The 20,911-nt window shown below is 63.6% G+C and carries 15 protein-coding genes; 11 read left to right on the top strand and 4 right to left on the bottom strand.

The window, feature by feature from the left end; all coding sequences use genetic code 11:
* Positions 1–44: 44 nt before the first annotated feature.
* Positions 45–929 carry a hypothetical protein gene (locus tag KIH77_RS01745; protein ID WP_219099582.1) on the bottom strand — a complete coding sequence of 295 codons (885 nt, stop codon included), beginning with the start codon at positions 927–929 and terminating at the stop codon, positions 45–47.
* A gap of 236 nt (positions 930–1,165) precedes the next feature.
* Between KIH77_RS01745 and KIH77_RS01750 the strand changes: the two genes are divergently transcribed.
* Positions 1,166–2,809, top strand: coding sequence for an InlB B-repeat-containing protein (locus KIH77_RS01750; RefSeq protein ID WP_219099378.1), 1,644 nt, complete (start codon positions 1,166–1,168; stop codon positions 2,807–2,809).
* Between the two features lie 186 nt (positions 2,810–2,995).
* Here the strand turns inward: KIH77_RS01750 and KIH77_RS01755 are convergent, their stop codons facing one another.
* Both KIH77_RS01755 and ffh read right to left on the bottom strand, forming a co-directional pair.
* Positions 2,996–4,342 carry an endonuclease/exonuclease/phosphatase family protein gene (locus KIH77_RS01755; RefSeq protein ID WP_308283165.1) on the bottom strand — a complete coding sequence of 449 codons (1,347 nt, stop codon included), beginning with the start codon at positions 4,340–4,342 and terminating at the stop codon, positions 2,996–2,998.
* Positions 4,314–5,954 (bottom strand): signal recognition particle protein, encoded by a 1,641-nt coding sequence (gene ffh, locus KIH77_RS01760; RefSeq protein WP_219099380.1) that lies wholly within the window; start codon positions 5,952–5,954, stop codon positions 4,314–4,316. Before ffh ends, KIH77_RS01755 begins: the two co-directional genes overlap by 29 nt.
* Before the next feature lie 167 nt (positions 5,955–6,121).
* Here ffh and KIH77_RS01765 point away from each other — a divergent pair, with 167 nt between their 5' ends.
* Together KIH77_RS01765 and KIH77_RS01770 are read left to right on the top strand one after the other, a co-directional pair.
* Positions 6,122–6,406: a FitA-like ribbon-helix-helix domain-containing protein gene (locus KIH77_RS01765; protein WP_219099381.1), complete on the top strand. Its 285-nt coding sequence runs from the start codon at positions 6,122–6,124 to the stop codon at positions 6,404–6,406.
* The gene (locus tag KIH77_RS01770) at positions 6,403–6,825 is read left to right on the top strand and encodes a type II toxin-antitoxin system VapC family toxin (protein WP_219099382.1); all 423 of its coding nucleotides are present in this window, start codon (positions 6,403–6,405) and stop codon (positions 6,823–6,825) included. Before KIH77_RS01765 ends, KIH77_RS01770 begins: the two co-directional genes overlap by 4 nt.
* Before the next feature lie 357 nt (positions 6,826–7,182).
* Here KIH77_RS01770 and KIH77_RS01775 read toward each other — a convergent pair whose 3' ends face one another.
* Positions 7,183–9,285 (bottom strand): ABC-F family ATP-binding cassette domain-containing protein, encoded by a 2,103-nt coding sequence (locus KIH77_RS01775; protein WP_219099383.1) that lies wholly within the window; start codon positions 9,283–9,285, stop codon positions 7,183–7,185.
* Between the two features lie 689 nt (positions 9,286–9,974).
* On the opposite strand from KIH77_RS01775, the gene KIH77_RS01780 reads away from it, so the two are divergent.
* Genes KIH77_RS01780 through KIH77_RS01820 form a run of 8 tightly spaced genes read left to right on the top strand, consistent with a single transcriptional unit; the run spans position 9,975 to position 20,903 of the window.
* Positions 9,975–11,597, top strand: coding sequence for a sugar transferase (locus KIH77_RS01780; RefSeq protein WP_219099384.1), 1,623 nt, complete (start codon positions 9,975–9,977; stop codon positions 11,595–11,597).
* Positions 11,597–13,510 (top strand): DUF4012 domain-containing protein, encoded by a 1,914-nt coding sequence (locus KIH77_RS01785; protein ID WP_219099385.1) that lies wholly within the window; start codon positions 11,597–11,599, stop codon positions 13,508–13,510. The genes KIH77_RS01780 and KIH77_RS01785 overlap by 1 nt, the downstream gene beginning before the upstream one ends.
* Complete coding sequence (locus KIH77_RS01790) at positions 13,507–14,943, top strand: tyrosine-protein kinase domain-containing protein (RefSeq protein WP_219099386.1); 1,437 nt, start codon at positions 13,507–13,509, stop codon at positions 14,941–14,943. Before KIH77_RS01785 ends, KIH77_RS01790 begins: the two co-directional genes overlap by 4 nt.
* A gap of 19 nt (positions 14,944–14,962) precedes the next feature.
* On the top strand, positions 14,963–16,168 hold the full coding sequence (locus KIH77_RS01795) for a glycosyltransferase (protein ID WP_219099387.1): 1,206 nt from the start codon (positions 14,963–14,965) through the stop codon (positions 16,166–16,168).
* Positions 16,165–17,931: a glycosyltransferase gene (locus KIH77_RS10535; RefSeq protein WP_274607424.1), complete on the top strand. Its 1,767-nt coding sequence runs from the start codon at positions 16,165–16,167 to the stop codon at positions 17,929–17,931. Before KIH77_RS01795 ends, KIH77_RS10535 begins: the two co-directional genes overlap by 4 nt.
* Positions 17,928–19,148: a hypothetical protein gene (locus KIH77_RS01810; protein WP_219099388.1), complete on the top strand. Its 1,221-nt coding sequence runs from the start codon at positions 17,928–17,930 to the stop codon at positions 19,146–19,148. The genes KIH77_RS10535 and KIH77_RS01810 overlap by 4 nt, the downstream gene beginning before the upstream one ends.
* 1 nt (position 19,149) lies before the next feature.
* Positions 19,150–19,779, top strand: a complete 630-nt coding sequence (locus KIH77_RS01815; protein WP_219099389.1) for a serine acetyltransferase — start codon at positions 19,150–19,152, stop codon at positions 19,777–19,779.
* Entirely contained in the window at positions 19,776–20,903 is a 1,128-nt protein-coding gene (locus tag KIH77_RS01820; RefSeq protein WP_219099390.1) for a glycosyltransferase family 4 protein, read from the top strand. The genes KIH77_RS01815 and KIH77_RS01820 overlap by 4 nt, the downstream gene beginning before the upstream one ends.
* Positions 20,904–20,911 lie beyond the last annotated feature (8 nt).

Here is a 20,911-nt window from a genome sequence, read left to right on the forward strand (position 1 = left end):
CAATCGACGTCGCACGACATTGACGGAATCCGCTCACACCACGCTCATACCACAAATCGTACGTACGTGCGGTCGTCGAAGGATTCGAGCGTGGGGGAGAAGCCCTTGGTGTCTTTGAACTCGCGGATGAGCAGCGGGTCCTTGCGGCGCAGGCGCAGCAGTTCGGCCTCGGAGGCGTCACGGGTGCGTCGCAGCACGGGATAGCCGTCGCTGGCGAGCACGACCTCGTCACCGTCATGCACGGGCGCCACGTAGATCGGATACTGCGGGTCGGTGAAGCCGTCGAACACGAAATACCCGTATTCGCCGCGTTGGTTGGCGAAATTCGTCTGCATCTTGAGGAACGGCATGATGGCGTCGCGGCCCGGATCGGCGAACACCGCAGTGGACGTGGCGCTTGGCGGCGGGGGCACGGGGGCTTCGCCGCCGGTGGCGGCACGGCCGGCGGACTGTGCCTGGAAGACGAAACTGCGCAGTTCGGCCAGCAGAATGTCGACCTTCTTCGTCGTGGGGATGCGTTTGCCGTTGATCATCGCCTGGCAGTCGCCGAACAACCAGATCTCATGCCGTGCCTCGCTATAGACGACGACGTTGGCCTGCAGACGTTCCGTGGGATGCTGGCGGAAGAACGCGGGAGACAACGGCGACGCCTCATAGCGGGCATGCAGCGCGGCATCGAGCCGATGCTGCATCTCACGCATGGTGATTGCGTTCGGTCTACCGGCCGGCTGTTCCTGGACGATGCCGTCCAGGGCGGCAATCAGCGTGTCCTTCGCGACTACGCCCGGCGCGGGCATCCAGATGCGTTCCGACGCCTTGCTAGTCACCCCGTCGATGACGGCGGCGAAACCGCCGCCGATGTAGTACCCGTCCTCGTTGAGCGACTGATCCCGGTGCTTGCCGTGCGTAAACTCCTCAATGACGTCCATGACCCTCTATTGTGTCACGATGGCGGATATTGTGTCACGACGACGGCCGCCGATTCACCGGGATGCCGAATCGTGATACGTCAATCGAATGACGCCTGCGTTGTTCGCCAAGAGTTCATGTTTCCGGCCCGAGGGCTCGGCGATCCGTTTGGATTCCCCTCCTACTATGGAAACTGGTGAAGATTCATCCCCACGACGTTGGTGGGGATGGGACTTTCATGAGGAAGGATGCGAATATGACACGGAATACGAATGATGATTGGCGTCTGGGCAAGCGGGTTGGATCGGTGGCGCTTGCCGGACTGTTGACTGTGGGAATGATCGTACCGGCGTTCGGCATGACGATTGCGGCGAACGCGGCCGAGACCGAAACGTCGGAAGCTGCGACGAGCGCGACGACGTCGGCTCCGTCGCAGACGGGTGCCGCGGCGACGCAGAGCGCGAAGACCGCCGCATCGGCCGCCGAAAACAAGACTCCGGCCGCAACGGCTACTCCGAAGGCCACCGAGCCCGCCGCTCCGCAGACTCCTGCCGAGCCGACGACGCCGACCGAATCTCAGTCCGCCGCCCCGAAGACCCCTGCAACCGAAGCCCAGACCACGGCCCCGCAGCAGACTCCCGCCGCCAAGACCGAAACCCAGTCGAAGAGCGGCGAGCAGCCCGAGACCAGTCCGGCCGCCACCGCGCCTGCCGTCAACAAATACAACCTCGCCGGACAGGACGGCACCGTGGTCGTCGTGGCACCGGATGCCAACAACGCGCAGATTGAAACGAACCTTAATATGTTCCTCGGCGGCTATGATTTCGCGGAGCCTGCGGAATCGAACGGTGCATGGACGATACAGGCCACGCTGAAGTCCGACCACCTGTCCAGCGGCTGGACCATGGTGATGAGCAAATTCTCTTGGCTGAATCCGCCGGTCAAGGCCACCGATTTCGACAAGACGTGGGCTGGTACCAACTACACGGCCACCTTCACTTACGACAACACCACTCAGAAGTGGACGCTCACCACGCCGGTCAAGCTCGCCGTCAAGACCGAAGCACAGCCCATCAAGAAGACCTACACGCTGACGTTCGAGTCGAACGGCGGTTCTGAGACTCAGGCCCAGAAGGTCGAAACCGGCAAGAAGGCCAGCAAGCCCGCTGATCCGACCCGTCAGGGCTACAAGTTCGCCGGCTGGTACACCGATGCGGCGCTGACCAAGGCCGTTGACTGGAGTGACTTCACGCTCACCGACGACACGACCGTCTACGCCAAGTGGACGCAGGAGGCCAACCCGCAGCCGGCCCCCGAAGTCAAGCTCACCATCACCGGCAAGGACGTGAAGAACGGCAAGCTCACCCTCAAGGTGGGCGAATCGCGCAACCTCGTCGGCACCATCGACGTGAAGAGCCTGCAGGGCACCAACGGCAAGACGTCCTCCGACGCCAAGTCCGGTCAGGACGTCAACATGGGCAACAACTTCCGAATCCCCACGCGGTGGACGTCCTCCAACGCGAAGGTCGCCGGATTCGACCAGACCGCCAAGTTCGCCGACAAGGAGCTGCAGGACACCCAGAAGCTCGTCGCCGTCGCCCCCGGCAAGACCACGGTCACGTTCTCGGTGCTCGATCCCGACACCAGGAAGCCCGTCGAAGGCCTTGCGCCGACGACGCTTGAAGTGACGGTGGTGCCCGGCGGCACCGCTCCGAAGACCACGGCGGCCGCCTCGGCGAAGTCCACCGCCACCGCCGCCAAGAAGACGGCCGTGAAGCGGACGGCCGTCAAGCAGCCGCTCGCCAAGACCGGTGCCGAGATCACGACGATCGCCACGGCGGCCATCGTGATCGCCGCAGCCGGCGCCGCGCTCGCCATCGCCCGTCGCAGGGAGATGTGAGCTGGACGCTAAGTAGCTTCATCCAATTGGCTCCCCTCATGATTGAGGGGAGCCAATTGCTGAGCCCCTGTCATTCTGAGCGGAGCGCGTAGCGCGGAGTCGAAGAATCTGGAGTTGGTGGAAAGATCCTTCGACTCGCTGCGCTCGCTCAGGATGACAAAAGGGGCTGCTCGTCAGAGGGAGCTTTTATTGCACCTCGAGTTTGACGATGAGGGCGAGGTGATCGGTGCGGGGCACTCGTGCCGTCCGCACCGATTTCGCCACTATGCCCGACGAATGCAATACGTGGTCGATTTCAATCAACGCCGGGAACGTCGGCCAACTGGCGGGGAACGTCGGATGCCATCCATGATGCAGTTCCAATGACGAATCGGCTAATCCCGACCCGTGACGCAACGCGTCACGAAAACTCGGGTGGAACACGCTGGAATTCATGTCGCCCATCACCACGGCCGCACAATGCGGGGCCGTGGAATACTGCTTCGGAGTTCCGTCGGCGTCGGTCGGCAGTTTCGGATTATCCGACGAATCAATGTCATGACGAAGGCCGGAAGTGCCGCTCATCTCCCGCAGCGTCGTCGCCGTATTGCATGCGTCGGCACGGTTCGCGAATTCGCCGAGCGCACGGACGCCGTCGCTCCAATCCTGTCCGCTGCGTGGCGGCGACTTCGGATGCACGGACGCGAACTCCACCAACTGCCCGCCGATACGAACCTTCGCCACGGGAGCCGCGGCAGCTCTGATATCCACCGATGAATCGGCGTATTCGACCGGTCGGAACCGCATGAGCAACGCATTCGAGCCGGCATTGTCGTCCGCCCTTGCCTTGCCGAGAACGCGGTAGGGAAGTTCATCGTCGATATGCGACTGTTCAAGACGATGGATGAGATCGCCATGAACCTCCTGCACGGCCAGCACATCGACATGCTCCTGCTTCACCAGATGCATGATGGTGCCCGTGTCCGCGCGGCCGTACCGCGTATTCACCGTCATCACGCGGATGGTCGTCGGCGATTGGCCGGCGGATTCCATGGATCCGGAATCACGCAACGTCGTGCCGGCGACCGACTGGAGGGGAACGCCGAGCATCGCGGTCGTAAATCCGGGCAGGGGAACGACGTACGGCAGCTGCCACAACAGTTGGATAACCAGCAGCACGACGGCCATGACTGCCTGTGGCCACGCACGGACGACCAGCGCAACCACCAGCAGCAGGATGATTGGCGCGACAAGCAGCGGGACCAACGCGATGGCCTCCGGCAGGGGACGATGATGGTCCCAGCCAGCCGGTAGATACTTCAACGCCATCCACAGGGCGACGACGACAAGCGGAATCCACAGAATCACGGTACGGCTCCTTGGAACAGGGAACGGAGGAATTGACGGAATGCGTGAAGGACGGTTCTTCGCGGGCATGAGATGAGAGGGAAAGCAGACGGCTCCCCTCCGCTGGAAGGGGAGCCGATAACGAAACGGACGAAATTGGCTGAAGAAAATGCTACCGTCAGCGACCGAACAGGCCGCCGAGGCCACCGCCAAGATTCGGCGGAAGCTCGGGCATGCCGTTCTCGCCCATCTGCAGACCCGCGGGCAATGCGGGATTCTGTGGCTGCTTCTGGAACGCCGAGCCGCCGTTGGAGCCGCTCCTGCCCTTGCCGGCCAGCCGCTCGCGCAATGCCCTCTCCTCGGCCTCGCGCTTCATCGGGTTGCCGGAACGGCCCTTCTTGTTCTTCCTGTTCTTCTTGGCCTTGCGGCTGCTCTTGCCGCCGCCGGGGCCACCCATGCCGGGGATGCCGCGCGAGCCGTTGCTCATGCGCTTCATCATCTTCGCGGCCTGCTCGAACCGCTGCAGCAAGGCGTTCACCGCGGAGACCGTATTGCCGGAACCGTAGGCGATGCGTGCGCGGCGCGAACCGTCGATGATCTTCGGATTGCGACGCTCCTCGGGGGTCATCGAGCGGATGATGGCCTCCGTGCGGTCGACCTCCTTCTCGTCGAACATCTCGAGTTCCTTGCGATGCGCCGCCATGCCCGGGATCATGCCGAGCAGGTTCTTCATCGGGCCGAGCTTGCGCACCTGCTGGAGCTGGTCGAGGAAATCGTCGAGGCCGAAGCTGCCGTCGGAGATCTTCGTGGCGGCCTTGCGGGCCTCCTCCTCGTCGAACTCCTTCTGCGCCTGCTCGATGAGCGTGAGGATGTCGCCCATGTCGAGGATGCGGGAGGCCATGCGATCGGGGTGGAAGACCTCGAAGTCCTTGAGACCCTCACCGTTCGAGGCGAACAGGATCGGCTTGCCGGTGACGCTCGCCACCGACAGCGCGGCGCCGCCTCGGGCGTCGCCATCAAGCTTGGACAGCACCACGCCGGTGAAGTCCACGCCCTCGTCGAACGCCTTCGCGGTCTTCACCGCGTCCTGGCCGATCATCGCGTCGATGACGAACAGGATCTCGTTCGGCTGCACGGCGTCGCGGATGTCGCGGGCCTGCTTCATCAGCGCCTCGTCCACGCCGAGACGGCCGGCGGTATCGATGATTACCGTGTCGTAAAGCTTCTCCTTGGCCAGCGTGATGGAGTCACGGGCCACCTTCACCGGGTCACCGGTGGTCTGGTCGGGGGAGGTCACATCGTCACCGGCCGCCTGCACGCCCGGTTCGGGGGCGTACACGGGCACGCCGGCGCGCTCGCCCACCACCTGCAGCTGGGTGACGGCGTTCGGGCGCTGAAGGTCGGCGGCCACGAGCAGCGGCGTATGGCCGGCGTCCTTGAGCCAGTAGCCGAGCTTGCCGGCCAGCGTGGTCTTACCGGCACCCTGAAGACCGGCGAGCATGATGATCGTCGGCGGGTTCTTGGCGAAGTTCAGCGGGCGGTCCACGCCGGCGCCGAGGATGTTCGTCAGCTCGTCGTTGACGATGGACACCACCTGCTGCGCCGGATTCAGCGCCTGCGAGACCTCGGCGCCGAGCGCGCGCTCGCGCACCTTGGCGGTGAAGGCGCGCACCACCTCGAGCGCCACATCGGCGTCGAGCAGTGCGCGGCGGATCTCGCGGATCGTGCCGTCGATATCCGCTTCGGAAAGCTTGCCCTTCGAACGCAGGTTCTTGAACGCGCCCGAAAGACGGTCAGTCAAAGAAGTAAAAGCAGCCATAATGCACATAAGTCTACCGATGCGGCGGGAAAAGGAACACCGGGAATCGGCGGACCTTCCGTTTGTTTTTCGTGCTAGCAATATGCTAGCATAGAAAATGACAGCATAATGACAGCATGGCGGCTGCCTGAGAATGAGGCGGTCCGCATTGGAACAGGGAGGTTGATATGGGGACGATGACAATTCGCAGGCTGGATGACGATGTTATCGAGCAGTTCAAGACAGTGGCGAAAGCCAACAATCGCTCGGCGGAGGCGGAGGCCCGTTCTCTGATTGAGGATTACATTGCCGGGCGTCTTGTGCAGAGGGATATGGAGGACACCAATTTTTATGATCGGGTGCGTTCCTTTATGGGACAGCATGATATTGAAGGCTTTACCGAAGAGGAATTTTCTGTACCGGAGCGAGAGCATGGGTGTGGATTGACCGGGGCAAGAGGAGGGCTCTCGTGATTATTCTGGATACGAATGTCATTAGCGAGACAGTACGTCCTCATCCGAATCCCGAGGTTGTTTCGTGGTTTCGACGGCAGTCGATGGATGATTTGGCGGTCACCTCGATTACCGTGGCCGAATTGTTTTGGGGCATCTGTCGTATGCCGGCGGGTAAGAGGCGCAATCAGTTATCGTCGGTCATCGACTATCAGTTGACGTTGTTCGGTGACGGAATCTATGCGTTTGATGGCAGTGCGGCAATCGATTACGCGGAGATATGCGCCATGCGTGAACGGTCGGGGCATCCCATTGGCGTGCAGGATGCGATGATTGCGGCGATAGCGCGGTCGCGTGGAGCGGCGGTGGCCACGCGGAACGTAAAGGATTTCGAAGGAACCGGCGTGGACGTGGTGAACCCGTGGGAAGATGCTGGCTGAGGGGAGCCGGGTTGCTGAGTCGCTCCTACTCGCTGGCTCCCTCATGAATGAGAGGAGCTGGAGCTGTGCTTTGTTGTCATCCTGAGCGAGCGTGGACTCGTTATGTCATCCTGAGCGAGCGGAGCGAGTCGAAGGATCTGCTCGCCGGGTGGTCAAAGATCCTTCGACTCCGGACTACGTCCTTCGCTCAGGATGACATGGGTTGAGACGTTTCGTCCTCCGCTCAGGATGGCAAAAGGTGGCTCGCTCGGGATGGCGGGCATGTGGGATGTCATGTGTTTCGCGATCGTAAAGACTTGGCCTGAGCGGCCCGGAGCGTATCGAGAAACACATGACACCCCCGCCCTTCTCAGCCGGCTACTCGATCTGTTCGCTGAGGTCCATCCATTCCGCTTCGAGGTCGTCGTTTTCGGCGGTGAGGGCCTTCATCTGCTCATTGAGCTTGTTCAGTCCCTCGAAGTCCGTCGGGTCGTGGGCGGCCATCTGCTCCTCCAGCTTGGTCTTCTGCTCCTCGAGCTTGGCGAGCTTGCGTTCGATGGCCGAGATGCGGCGCGTGACCTGATGGTATTCCTTGCCCGACAGCTTCGGTTTGGCGTCGTCGGAATCCTTGCCGGAACCGGCCTCGCCGGAGGGCTTGCCGCTGCCATTGGAGGTTCCGTTTGCGGCCTCCTTCTGCATATGCTCGACCATGTCGAGATAATCCTGCACGCCGCCGGGCAGATGCCGTACCTTGCCGTCGAACAATGCGAACTGCTGATCGGTCACACGCTCCAGCAGATACCGGTCGTGGGAGACCACGATGAGCGTGCCCGGCCAGGTGTCGAGCAGGTCCTCCATCACGGCGAGCATATCGGTGTCGAGGTCGTTGCCGGGCTCGTCCATGACGAGCACGTTCGGTTCGTCCAACAGAATCAGCAGCAGCTGCATGCGACGCTTCTGGCCGCCGGACAGGTCGCGGATCGGCGTCATCAGCTGCGCGGACGAGAACCCGAGCCGCTCCATCAGCTGTCCGGGCGTCACCTCCTTGCCCTCCACGATGTAGCTCGGCTTATAGCGGCTCAGCACTTCCTTGATCTTGTACTTGCCGAGCTTCTCCAACTCGTCAAGCCGTTGCGAAAGCACCGCGAACTTCACCGTCTTGCCGATGTTCACATGACCCACGGTGGGTGTGATCGACCCGTCGATGAGCTTGAGCAGCGTGGACTTGCCGGCGCCGTTCGCGCCGACGATGCCGATACGGTCGCCAGGGCCGATGAGCCACGTCACATCGTCGAGAATCTTGCGGCCGGAGACGGTCACGCGTTGCGCCGCGGACGTGACCTCCGGCTTCACCGCCACCTCGGCCACGCCCTGCTCGCGGGCCAGTGCCTCCGCCTCGGCACGCGCCTTGGCGGCGGCCTCCACGGCCTCGGGCACACCGGCATCCACCAGACGCGGATCGGCCAGCGTATCCACGGCCACCTCGACCGAACCCCGCGGCTGCGGCTCCGCATACATGGCGTCGACGACGTCGGGGGCGGCATGCCCTTCGCCGGCGGCTCTCTCCGACAGTGCGTGCTCGCGGGACGAGAAGATCTGGGTGACGTCGATGAGATCCACCACCTGCTTGCCCAGACGCGACGTCGCCATCTGCTTCAATTCCAGCGTATTGCGCATCGGAGGCACGTCGGCGATGAGTTCACGCGCGGCCTTCACGTGGAACTTCTGCTTCGTCGACCGCGCACGGGCACCGCGCGTCAGCCACGCCAGCTCCTTGCGGGCCAGATTGCGGCGCTTCGTCTCACGCACATCGGCCTGACGGTCACGCTCCACACGCTGCAGCATATACGCCGAATAGCCGCCCTCGAACGGCTCGATCGTGCCGTCATGGACCTCCCACATCGACTCGCACACCTCATCGAGGAACCAACGGTCGTGCGTCACCAGCAGCAGTGCGCCGGCGTTCGACGACCAACGGTTCTTCAGATGCTCGGCGAGCCAGTGGATCGTGACCACGTCCAAATGGTTCGTCGGCTCGTCAAGCGCGAGAATATCCCAATCCTTGAGCAGCAGGCGGGCGAGGTCGGCGCGGCGGCGCTGGCCGCCGGACAGCGATCCCACGCGCGCGTTCAGGTCGATGCCGCCCAGCAGCGCCTCCACGATCTCACGTGACTTGGTCTCCGCCGCCCACTCGTAGTCCTCGCGGCCCTCGAGCGCGGCCTCGCGCACGGTGGCGTTGTCGTCAAGCGGGTCGCGCTGGTCGAGCATGCCGAACGTGAGTCCGCCGCGAATGGAGACGCGGCCTGAATCCGGCTCCAACGTGCCATTGAACAGATGCAGCAGTGTGGACTTGCCGTCGCCGTTCCGGCCGACGATGCCGATGCGGTCGCCCTCGAAGACGCCCTGCGTCACGTCGGTGAAAATCGTTTTGGTGGCAAAAGCAAGCGAAACGTGTTCAAGTCCCAAATCAAAAGTCGGCATAAGCGACAATGTACCGCCAAGCGGGGTCAAATAGGCCAAAGAGACGGACAATTCCCACGGTCCGTCCCGTTGACGTCTTGAGAGAGCGTGCCGTCCCAAGTCATCCTGAGCGAAGCGTAGTGTCCTTTTGCCGTTCTGGAGGAGCGTGGTCCTTATCGTTCTGGAGGAGCGTAGTTCTTTTGTCATCCTGAGCGAAGGCCGCAGGCCGAAGTCGAAGGATCCTCTTCGCCACCTCAAGATCCTTCGACTCGCTACGCTCGCTCAGGATGACAAAAAGGGGAAGGCGGCCTTCGCTCAGGATGACAAAAAGGGAGGTCGGCCTTCGCTCGGGATGACAAAGGGAGAGGGTGGGCCTTCGCTTGGGATGACAGTGGAGAAAGGGGCTCCGGCCTTCGCTCGGGATGACATCTGGCTGACGCCATGTCCAACGCGAGCAGAAGGGGGCTCCGGCCTTTACTTAGGATGACAGAGGGTGGTTGGTCACGTGGTCGTACCTGGTCACATGGTTGTGCGCTTAGTTCACCCCCTTTTGGTGGCGATGTGTTGGATAATATAGAGGGGTTGTGAAGTGTTATCACTAACATCATGTAGAACGTTTTTTGTAAGGCTTATATCGTATAGTTATCGAATGGTGCATACCCCCAATATGAAGAGAATGCGGGTATGACGGCGTCGAGGAAGGGTGGCGATTGAAACAGGACCGTCAGCGGTATTTGCGGGACCGCAGCCAATCCCCGAACACATCCCCCGCATCGGCGTCGGGAACGTCCGATGGCAACGTCGCCGTCGCCGAAACCGCGCCGGACGTCCGATACTGCAATCCCATGGAACTCACCGGCGCCCGACAGGCGTCGCAGGTGCTGTATTGGCGGTTCTTCGTCAACCTCGTGCTCATGGTCGTGGACGGGTCGATGCTGGTGTTCGCGAACCTCATCATGTTCGCATACGAACCGTTCTCCTACATGCCCGACGACGACGGCATGGTCAGCGAACTGCTCGCCGGCATGCTGATGGTGCTGTGCGCCCTGATATACGTGGCGTGCCTGCACAGCGCCGGAATCTACCATCGCCACATCATGGGCGACGGATATCAGGTCAACTACCGGATCGTGGAGGGCGTCGTCAAGCTGCTCGTCGTCCAGGCCGCGTTCAACTACGTCGCCGGTCTGCCCCTGCCATTGCACATCATGGCCGCCTCTGCCGCACTCACGCTGGCGTTCACCGTCGCCGCCCGGTTCGTCGCGCGCCGCGTCATCGTGCGGCGTCGCGGCGACGGAAGGTTCGCCTACGCGACCATCGTCATCGGTTCGCCGGCCTGCATCGCCAGGACGCTGGGACGGCTCCGCGAGCGCACGCAGATGAACTACCGTCCGGTGGCCGTATGCCCCATCGGCATCGATCCGAAGACGAAAACCGTCATGTCGATGCCGATTCCCGCCGACGTCGACATCGACGACGGTCTGACCGTGCTGCCGTACAACGCGAACCTCGGCGTCGTCGCCGTCGACATGAACGTACAGACGCTGCTCATCTGCGACGTGATCCGCCGCGACTCCGTGGAATTCAACGTGCTGTCGTTGGCGGTGGAGTCGCTGGGCATCGAGATCGCGCTCAGCGCCGGAGCGGCCGACATGGGCGCGCACCGGTTGTACTTGCGCAACATCCAGGGCATGCCCGTGCTGACGCTGCGACTGCCGCAATACGGATTCGGCACGCGCATGGTCAAACGCGGCCTCGACCTCGTGCTCGCCACGCTGGCCATCATCGTCGCCTCGCCCATCATGGCGGCGACGGCCATCGCCATCAAACTCGACGACGGCGGGCCGGTGTTCTACGGGCAGCGACGCATCGGACTGCGCGGCAAGCCGTTCCATATGATCAAATTCCGGTCGATGGTCACGAATGCGGACGAATTGAAGGCGAAACTCGCCGAGGAGACCGGTCAGACCGACCGGTTCATCTTCAAGATGAAACGCGATCCGCGCATCACCCGCGTCGGATCGTTCATCCGCAAATGGAGCATCGACGAACTGCCGCAGTTCCTCAACGTGCTGCGCGGCGACATGAGCGTCGTCGGGCCGCGCCCGCCGCTGCCCGAGGAGCACGCCCGATACAACCGGCTGTACGCCACGCGCATGTACGTCAAGCCCGGCATCACCGGCCCATGGCAGGTCTCAGGCCGCAGCAACCTGACCGCCGAGGAATCCGAACAGCTCGACGTCTCCTACGTGCAGGACTGGTCCATCACCGGCGACCTCACCATACTGTTCAAGACCATAGGCGTGGTCATCACGCATAAGGGTGCCTACTGATGCCGACGAACGATACGAAGAACACCGACAACGACATCGTGCAGCCGAACCTCGAGGGCTTCTCCCAGGACGTGCTGAACGACACCAGCCAGGGGGCCAGGCCGCGACGCCGGCGCATGAGCGCCGAACACGTGGCCCGCATCCGGCGGCGCCGACGCGTGCGCCGCATACTGCTCGCCATACTCGCCCTGCTGCTCGCGCTCGCCGCATACGGCGCGTACATGGGCTACTCCGCGCTGCAGGTGAAGCGCGCCGTGGCCGAAGCCTCCCAAGGGGCGTCCGCCATACCCGCCGCCATCCGCAGCGGGGATGCGAACGCGGCGAAGGCCGGCATGACGCGGCTGTCTGACGGCGTCGACAAGGCCTATGCGCAGACCAGCGGATTCGGATGGCGCGTGCTCGGCATGGTGCCCGTGCTCGGCGACGATGTGAACGCCGTGCGCGAGACCGTCGGCATCATGCACGACGTATCCGTCAACGCGCTGCCGCAGCTGGGCCGCGCGGCCGGGAACCTGTCGGTGACGTCCATCAGCGTGCGCGACGGCGCGGTGTCGATGCCCGGCCTCGCCGATTCGGCCGACGACCTCGCCCAGGCCAGCCGCGTGATCGGCGACGCCGAAATCGACCTCGGCCGCGTGCCCGCGCCGCACATCGCGCAGGTCGCCGACGCGCTGGACAACGCGCGCGGCAGATTCGCCGACCTCGCCGACCAGGTGGACGTCGTCGCCCGCATCGCCAACGCGGCGCCGTCCATGCTCGACCTCAACGACTCCGGCCCGCGCACGTACCTCGTCATCGCGCAGAACAACGCCGAAGTGCGCCCGACCGGCGGACTGCCCGGCTCATGGGGCACGCTGACCGTGAACAACGGCCGGTTCACGCTCTCCGACTTCGTCTCGGAAAGCACGCTGCCGCAGCTGTCGTCCCCCGTGCTGGAGGCACAGGACGACGAGACCGCCCTGTTCGGGAGGAACCTGCTCACCAAGCCGCATGACGTGAACTTCACCCCCGACTACCCGCGCGCCGCCGCCATCGCCAAGGCCATGTGGGAGAAGGAGCACAAGCAGCCCATCAGCGGCGTCGTCATGATCGACCCATGCCTGCTGCAGAACCTGCTCGCCGTGACCGGCGGCGTGAAGACCAGTGACGGACTCACGCTCGACGGCTCCAACACGACACGGTACCTGCTGCACGACGCCTACATGGAGAACCGCACCCCCGACGAACAGGACGCCCTGTTCTCCACCGTGGCCAAACAGTCGTTCGACCACATCCTGCACGCGGCCGACGGCGGCAACTCCGCGGCGCTGCTCAACGCCGTCATGCGGTCGACCACACAGGGCCACCTCAAGGTCTGGTCGGTGCGCAGCGCCGAACAGGAGCAGCTGCACGACACGGCCATCGCCGGCGAACTCGCCACCAAACCCGCCGAACCCAACACCGGCGTCTACCTCTCCGACGGCACCCAGGGCAAGATGAGCTGGTACCTCGACCGCACCGTGGCCAGCCGCAAGACCCGTACGCTCGCATCCGGCGCGCAGCAGTGCGTCGTGGACATACGCCTGACCAACACCGTCAACGCGGCCGACGTGGCCTCGCTGCCCGACTACGTGACCGGCAAAGGCATGTCGGAAGGATACGACGTCACCCCCGGCGACATCGCCACCGTCGTCTACGTGTACGCGCCCGCCGGAGGACGCCTCGTCAACTGGACGATAAGCGGCGGCTCCAATGCGGGCAAGGGCTTCGACACCATCGCCACGCACAACGGACTGACCGTCGGTGCCAAGAAGATCACCCTCAAGCCAGGCGGGACCGCAACGCTTTCGGTGACCGTGCAGACCTCCGAAAAGGCCGCCGGCACCGCCATGACCATCCATCAGACTCCCCTGATCAAGGAGAACGACCAATGAACATATTCGACCTGCTCAACGTACTGAAAAAGTACCTGCTGCTCGAACTCGCCATCCTCGTGGCGGTCACCGGCGGCGTCACCTGGGCCGTCAAATCCGAGACGCCGGTGTACACGGCCAGCACGCAGGTGTTCGTGCGCCTGCAGACCCAGACCACCGACCTCGGGTCGGTGAACAACGACTCCCAGGCCATCCAACGGCAGATGAGCACCTACACCAGCCTCGTCAAGACCGAATCCGTGCTCCAGCCCGTCATCGACAATCTCGGCCTCGACATGACCACCGAGGAGCTCGCCGCCAACGTGGCCGCCGTGGCCAACGGCGACACCACGCTCATGACCATCAGCGCCAACAGCAGCGACCCCAAGGAGTCGGCGCAGATCGCCAACGAGGTGGCCACCACGCTCAACAACCTCATCATCAACAACCTCTACACCGACGACGGCGGCAAGCTCACCACGCCCATCAAGTTCTCCGTGGTGCAGAAGGCCTACGCGCCCAGCACACCCACCTCGCCGAACGTGAAGAGCGGGGCGTTCAAGGGCGCGCTCGCCGGATTCGTGCTCGCCGTCATCGTGGCGCTCGCGCTGAACTTCATGGACAAGAAGATCCGCCAGGTCGCCGACATCCAGATGTACGTCAAGGCGCCGGTCATCGGCAACCTGCCGAAGAACCAGCTGCTCGCCGGCAGCGCGCCCGTCATCGTGGCGCAGCCCGCCGGCGCGATCGCCGAGGACATCCGCCGCGTGGCCGTGAACCTTTCGTTCGTCATCCCCAAGGACATGGCCGGAGGCAATCTCGTGGTCGTCTCCTCCGGCGGCCCCAACGAAGGCAAAAGCACCCTGGCCGTGAACCTCGCCGCCGCCTACGCCGAAAAGGGCGAGAAGGTGCTGCTCATCGACGCCGACCTGCGCAAGCCGTCCATCGGCCAGTACCTCGGCATCAGCGACGCCGTGGGACTCACGAACCTCGCCACCGGCCAGGTGGAGGCCGACCTGGCCATCCAGAGGTACTGGAAGGAGAACTTCCACGTGCTGCCCGCCGGCAAGAAGTCGCCGAACCCGAGCCTGCTGCTCGGCTCCAAGACCATGCTCGCGCTGCTGGAGCGGTTCGCGCTCGAATACGACCATGTGATTGTCGACACCTCGCCCATGGACGTGGCCAACGACGCCGCCATCTTCGCGAAGGAAGGCGCCAAGCTCGTGCTCGTCGTCGGACAGAACGTGGCCACCAAGAAGTCGCTGCGTGGCGTGGCCGCCGAACTCGAGATGGTGAACGTGCCCGTGATGGGCGTGGTCGTCAACTACGCCGAGGCCGGCAAGCGCAGCAAATCGAAGTACTACTACTACGCCGACGCGGACGGCGGGAAGTCCCCGGCCGGAGGCAGGCCGGGCAAGGGCCGCCGGCACCGCAAGGACGCCGAGGCCGAGTAGGGGAGTCCGGAGGCACATCATGAGGAAGACGAAGGTGGTGATGGTGCTGGAGTCCCAGGGCGGGACGCGCCGGCACGTCGTCGATCTGATCCGCGGACTCGACCAGGAACGGTTCGACGTGACGCTCATCCACGGCACATCACGGCTCGACGCATCATTCATCGAGGACCTGCCCGACCTGCGGCACCGCGCCCGGCTGATCCCGTGCGACGCGCTCGTGCGCAGCATCAGCCCCCTGCGCGAGCTGGCCGCCCTGCGCCAGGTGCGCGCCGTGATCCGCGAGATCCGCCCCGACGTGGTGCACTGCCACAGCTCCAAGGCCGGCATCATCGGACGCCTCGCCGCCAGGCTCGAACGCACGCCGCTCGTCTTCTACACGCCGCACGCCTACTCGTTCATGGCCCCCGAGTTCTCCGGCGGGAAACGCATGGTGTTCACCGCGCTGGAACGCTGGTTCAGCCGCCACGCCACCACGCTGACGTTCAACGTCTCGGCGGGGGAGAAGCGCGCCGCGCTCGCGGCCCGGCTCGACGAGCCCGGCAAGTTCCGCGTGATCGTCAACGGCATCCCCGACGTTCCCGTGCCGTCGCGCGCCGACGCCCGTGCGGCCCTCGGATTCGGCGGGCTCGGCATCCCCGATTATGCGCCGGTCGTGGGCGTGACCGCCAGACTGGTCGAGCAGAAGGATCCGATGACGTTCGCGCGCATCGCCGCCGAGGTCGTCCGCCGCCGCCCCGACGTCCACTTCGTGTATATGGGCGACGGTCCGATGGAATCCGACGTCCTCGCATACTGGCGTGGATGCGGCGACGCCGTGGCCTCACATACGCATGTGCTCGGCTACCGCGCCGACGCCGAGACCATGGTCGCCGCGTTCGACGTGTATCTGCTGACGTCGTTGTACGAGGGCATGCCGTATTCGCTCATCGAATCGCTGCGTGCCGGCGTACCCGTGGCGGCCACCGACGCGGTCGGCAACAACGAGGTCGTGAACCCCGGCATCAACGGCTCGCTGTTCCCCGTCGGTGACGCGGAGGCGGGCGCGGCCGCGGTGACGGCCCTGCTGGACGACCCGCCGGGCCGCGATGTTACACGTGAAACATTCCTCCGACGGTTCCTCGCCTCGCAGATGGTGCGCGACATCGCCCGCCATTATCGCGGCGAACTGCTGCCCTCCGCGGCGGAACTGCGTTCGGAGGACGCCGTCAAGGAGGTCCGACGATGATCATCATCAAGGCATGGTACCGGTTCACCGGCCTGCTGCTGAAGGCGCTGTACCGCGTCGTATACGGCCGGCACATGCGTTGGGGCAAGGCGTTCCACATGCGCCGCGGCTTCCAGGCCACCGTGGAGAACGGCGGCGAGATCGTCATCGGCGACAACGTGTTCTTCAACAACGGATGCGGCCTGCATGCACGCAGACGCATCGCCGTCGGCAGCGAGACCATTTTCGGCGAGAACGTGCACGTGTACGATCATAACCACCGGTTCGCCGACCCGTCCCTCGCCATCAAGGAGCAGGGATATTCCGAGGCGGCCGTGACCATCGGCCGCCATTGCTGGATCGGCAGCAACGTGACGATCCTCAAGGGCTCGACGATCGGCGACAACGCCGTCATCGGCGCCGGCTGCGTGATCTCCGGCGACGTGCCCGCCGACTCCGTCGTCCGTATGGACGCGACGTTCCACGTGGAACCCATCCGTCGCGACGGGGCGTCCGCCACGGTCGCCGATTCCTCCACGTCCCCTCAGACGAGGGGACCGTCGGCGAAGCCGGCCGGGGGAGAGGTCGAAACCTCCGCAGCAGCATCATCCCCGACCCGCGTGCTCGTGCTCGACACCGTCATGGACCGCGGCGGCGCCGAGACCATGATGATGAACTACATGCGTCATATGGACCGAAGCAAGGTCACGTATGATTTCCTCGTCAACCGCGAGTACCGCGCCGCCTACGAGGACGAGATCGAGGCGATGGGTGGCCATATCTACCGCATGTGCCCGATGTATCCGCAGTATTTCGGCAGATACAAGCGTCAGATCCGCGACTTCCTGCGCAAACACCCCGAATACCGCATCATCCATTCCAATCTTGAGGAGCGCAGCTATTTCGGCCTGCGCGAGGCCGCGAAGCTCGGCGTGCCCGTACGCATCGCGCACGCGCACAACCGTCCGGTCGGCTTCGACGTGAAGTCGGTCTTCCGCGAGTACTTCCGCTTCCGCCTGCCGAAATACGTGACGCATATGTTCGCGTGCGGCGAGGAGGCCGGTGACTGGCTGTTCGGTGAGAGGAACCGTGGCCGCGTGATCCAGCAGCGCAACGCCATCGACACCGCGCAATACCGCTACGACCCGGCCGTCGCCGCCGCAGTGCGCGCCGAGATCGGCACCGGCGACGGCACGTTCGTCCTTGGCCATGTGGGCCGCTTCTTCCCGCAGAAGAACCACGAGTTCCTCATCGACATCTTCGCCGCGGTGCATCGCATGCGTCCGGACAGCGAACTGTGGCTGGTCGGCGGTGGCGAGCTTAACGACGAACTGAAGAACCGCATCCGCGCCAAGGTCGACGGACTCGGCCTGCATGACGCCGTGCGCTTCCTCGGCGTGCGCGAGGACGTGGACCGTCTCATGCAGGGCATGGACGCGTTCGTGCTGCCAAGCCTGTTCGAGGGACTGCCCGTCACGATGATTGAGGCGCAGTCCGCCGGCCTGCCGTGCACGATCTCCGACCGCGTGCCCGCCCAGTGCGACGTGACCGGCACCGTGCAGATCGTGCCGTTGGACGCCGAACCGGCCGAATGGGCGAGGCGCATCCTCGCCCAGGCCGAGGCGCCGAAGGTCGCCGACCGCACGCAGGGCCCTGAACTGGTGACGAAGGCCGGCTTCGACATCGTCGCCAACGCCACGTGGCTGCAGAAGTTCTATCTGACGGCATTGGCGAAGGCGGAACGTTTGGCGGAACCGGCGAAGGCGGGCGGGAGCCGCGCATGAGCCAGAGCCAATCCCGGTCCCTCCCGGCCGAAGCCCCGAACACGGGCCGCCGGCATCACCACCCGACACGCAAGGCCACGCAGCTGGCCCTGCGCCGCCGTGCCGCACGCGACAAGAACGTCGTGCTCGCATTGGTGCCCATCGTCGCCATCGTGGCGAAGATCATGGTCGCGTATGTGCTGCCGGACAAGTACTTCTACGACAACAACCGCATCGTGGGCATGTCCATCGACTCCGCCACCGTGGATGAGTGGGAGGGTACATATCGCGTTGCCGCCGACCTGTTCAAGTCGCTGAACGTGTTCGGCTTCCGGACCATGCTCGACTGGTCGTTCACGCTCGGCGTCATCTTCACCATCCTGGTGTTTGTGATGGTCATCCGCGTGGACAGCCCCGACTTCCTCCAATCGGTGTTCATTCTGGCGGCGACGGGCCTGTTGAACATCTACGTGTTCAACATCGGCAAGGACATCATCCAGTTCGCGTTCTTCTTCGCCGTCTATATCATCCTCATTTTGCCGATCGACAGTTCGATACTGAAGATCGGCCTGAGCTGTGCGGTGCTGTATTACGAGAGCACGTTCTTCCGCGAATATTACGTGCTGATAGCCGCCCTGGTGCTGTTTGTGTTCGTGCTGCTTTCCGTGTTCCGCCTGAGCAGGGGCGATTTCAACGCGCCGACCGTCGCCGCCATCTGCGTGATCTGCTTCCTGGGCATCTACGCGATAATGGTGGTCGCACAAGCCGTCATGCCGAGTGAATACCAGCAGATGATTGGTCTGCGTGCCGGCTACCTTACGGCCTTCGACGGCAGCGCCGATTCGCAGACGTTGATCAAGAACTGGATTCCAGGCGACGGCCTGCCGATCTTCATGGCGAATTATCTCGTCAACGCCATACGCATGCTGCTGCCGGTCGAACTGATGGTCAAGGGCCTGTACTACCTGCCGTTCTTCTGCTTCCAATTGCTCATCACGTTCTATATGATCCGTCTGCTGCGGCAGATCAACAAGGTGCGTGACAAGTCGCAGTTCCTGGCGTTGTGTGTGTTCATCGGCTATGCGTTGGCGTCGTTCATTTTCGAGCCTGACTTCGGTTCGTGGGTGAGACACGAGTCCGCCACATTCCCCGTATTGCATCTGCTGATTCTGAGCGGTAACCAGCGACTGCCGTTCTTTGCGCCGAAAAGCGACGACATCGTGGAAAGGGCGGTATGACATGGGTGATTCCACACGGCTCGACGTCAAACAGCTGATTGGCACCGACGCACGACGATACGGGTGCAAGCCGGGCTTCTGTTTCCATCTGAAGCTCCGGCTCGTGCAGCAGGGATTCCGCTATACGACCGTTCTGCGCAAGGCGCAGGCGCATCCTCGTGGCCCGCTCCACTACTGGTATCGGTGGCGGTTGCTGGTCCTGTCCAAGAAGACCGGTTTCCAGATCGGATACGGTACGGATATCGGATACGGTCTGTTCATCGGCCATCGTGGTACGGTCATCGTCAACGGCAAGGCCACGCTTGGCAGCAACGTGAATCTCAGTCCTGGCGTGGTTATCGGACAGGAGAACCGCGGCCGCCGCATCGGCGTGCCGACGCTTGGTAACCGCGTATGGGTCGGCTCCAATGCGGTCATTGTAGGCAACGTCCGTATCGGCAATGACGTACTTATCGCGCCGAACGCCTACGTGAACTTCGACGTGCCCGACCACAGCATCGTCGTCGGTAATCCCGCCCGTGTGATGCATCGGGATGATGCGACCGCGGGCTATTGCCATAACCTCGGCGAGTCCCGTACTCCCGATGAACGGTACGCTGTGCAGCCCGCGCGGGAAGGAGCCTCCCGATGACCCGTCGTATCGCGTTCTTCTCCGGTGACATCACCCGTTCCGGAGGCACCGAAAACGTATCCATCATGATTGCCAACGCGTTGGTCGATTCGTCACGTCATGCCGGGCGAGGCGATGGCCGGGCCGAAGAATCCTTTGCCATCTGCTTCATCAGTCTTTTCGAGGAGCGTGCCGAACCGTTCTTCGCCATCGACGAACGCATCGCACGCCATACCGTGTACCCGACCGTCACCCACGGCATCCAGCATTACTTCGACACGGTCCGACGCCTGCGAAAACTCGTCGAACGTCACGACATCGACGTGCTCGTCGACATCGACGGCATCCTCGACATGTACTCCCTGCCGTTGCGACGCGGAACCGGCGTGAAGGTCATCTCGTGGGAGCACTTCAATTTCAATCAGAATCCCGGTGTGCCCTACCGCAAGCTCACGCGACGGTGGGCGGCGCGCCGGGCCGACGCCATCGTCACGTTGACGGAGGCCGACAAACGCTTGTACGGCAGCAATCTCAGACTGCGTTGTCCGATCGTCGCCATTCCGAACCCGATGCAGACGATTACGCCGGAACCGCAGTACGACGCCGACTCCCGCATGATTCTCAGCTCCGGACGCCTGACCTATCAGAAGGGTTTCGACATGCTCGTGGACGTGGCCGCCAAGGTGCTGCCACAGCATCCCGGCTGGCGCTGGGTCGTGCCCGGCGAAGGCGAGGACCGCGCAATGCTCGAACGCAAAACCGAACAGGCCGGATTGGCCGGACGGCTGGTTTTCCCCGGCCGTGTGGACAACATGGGGGATTACTACCGCAAGGCCGCCATGTTTGTCATGACGTCACGGTTCGAGGGATTGCCCATGGTGCTGCTCGAAGCCAAGGCGCACCGGCTGCCCATCGTGAGCTTCGACTGCGAGACCGGCCCCGCCGAAATCGTGGCCGACGGCGTCAACGGCGTCCTGACCGCCGTCGGCGACATCGACGCGACCGCCGCCGCCATCAACCGGCTGATCGACGACGCCGAACGACGGAAGACCTACGCCGCCCACGCCCTCGACGACGCCGACCGCTTCGGCAAGCCGGCGATCATCGAACAGTGGCGAACACTGTTGAACAACGTCAGCAAGTAACAACCCAC

This window comes from Bifidobacterium pluvialisilvae (genome assembly GCF_019331695.1).
In the GTDB taxonomy this organism is placed as follows: Bacteria; Actinomycetota; Actinomycetes; order Actinomycetales; family Bifidobacteriaceae; genus Galliscardovia; species Galliscardovia pluvialisilvae.

Bases quoted from the DNA above. Each gene is read 5' to 3' on its own strand.
- ffh (WP_219099380.1), bottom strand. From the start codon at position 5,954: ATGGCTGCTTTTACTTCTTTGACTGACCGTCTTTCGGGCGCGTTCAAG.
- KIH77_RS10535 (WP_274607424.1), top strand. From the start codon at position 16,165: ATGATCATCATCAAGGCATGGTACCGGTTCACCGGCCTGCTGCTGAAG.
- KIH77_RS01750 (WP_219099378.1), top strand. From the start codon at position 1,166: ATGACACGGAATACGAATGATGATTGGCGTCTGGGCAAGCGGGTTGGA.
- KIH77_RS01820 (WP_219099390.1), top strand. From the start codon at position 19,776: ATGACCCGTCGTATCGCGTTCTTCTCCGGTGACATCACCCGTTCCGGA.
- KIH77_RS01785 (WP_219099385.1), top strand. From the start codon at position 11,597: ATGCCGACGAACGATACGAAGAACACCGACAACGACATCGTGCAGCCG.
- KIH77_RS01775 (WP_219099383.1), bottom strand. From the start codon at position 9,285: ATGCCGACTTTTGATTTGGGACTTGAACACGTTTCGCTTGCTTTTGCC.
- KIH77_RS01815 (WP_219099389.1), top strand. From the start codon at position 19,150: ATGGGTGATTCCACACGGCTCGACGTCAAACAGCTGATTGGCACCGAC.
- KIH77_RS01810 (WP_219099388.1), top strand. From the start codon at position 17,928: ATGAGCCAGAGCCAATCCCGGTCCCTCCCGGCCGAAGCCCCGAACACG.
- KIH77_RS01745 (WP_219099582.1), bottom strand. From the start codon at position 929: ATGGACGTCATTGAGGAGTTTACGCACGGCAAGCACCGGGATCAGTCG.
- KIH77_RS01795 (WP_219099387.1), top strand. From the start codon at position 14,963: ATGAGGAAGACGAAGGTGGTGATGGTGCTGGAGTCCCAGGGCGGGACG.
- KIH77_RS01765 (WP_219099381.1), top strand. From the start codon at position 6,122: ATGGGGACGATGACAATTCGCAGGCTGGATGACGATGTTATCGAGCAG.
- KIH77_RS01790 (WP_219099386.1), top strand. From the start codon at position 13,507: ATGAACATATTCGACCTGCTCAACGTACTGAAAAAGTACCTGCTGCTC.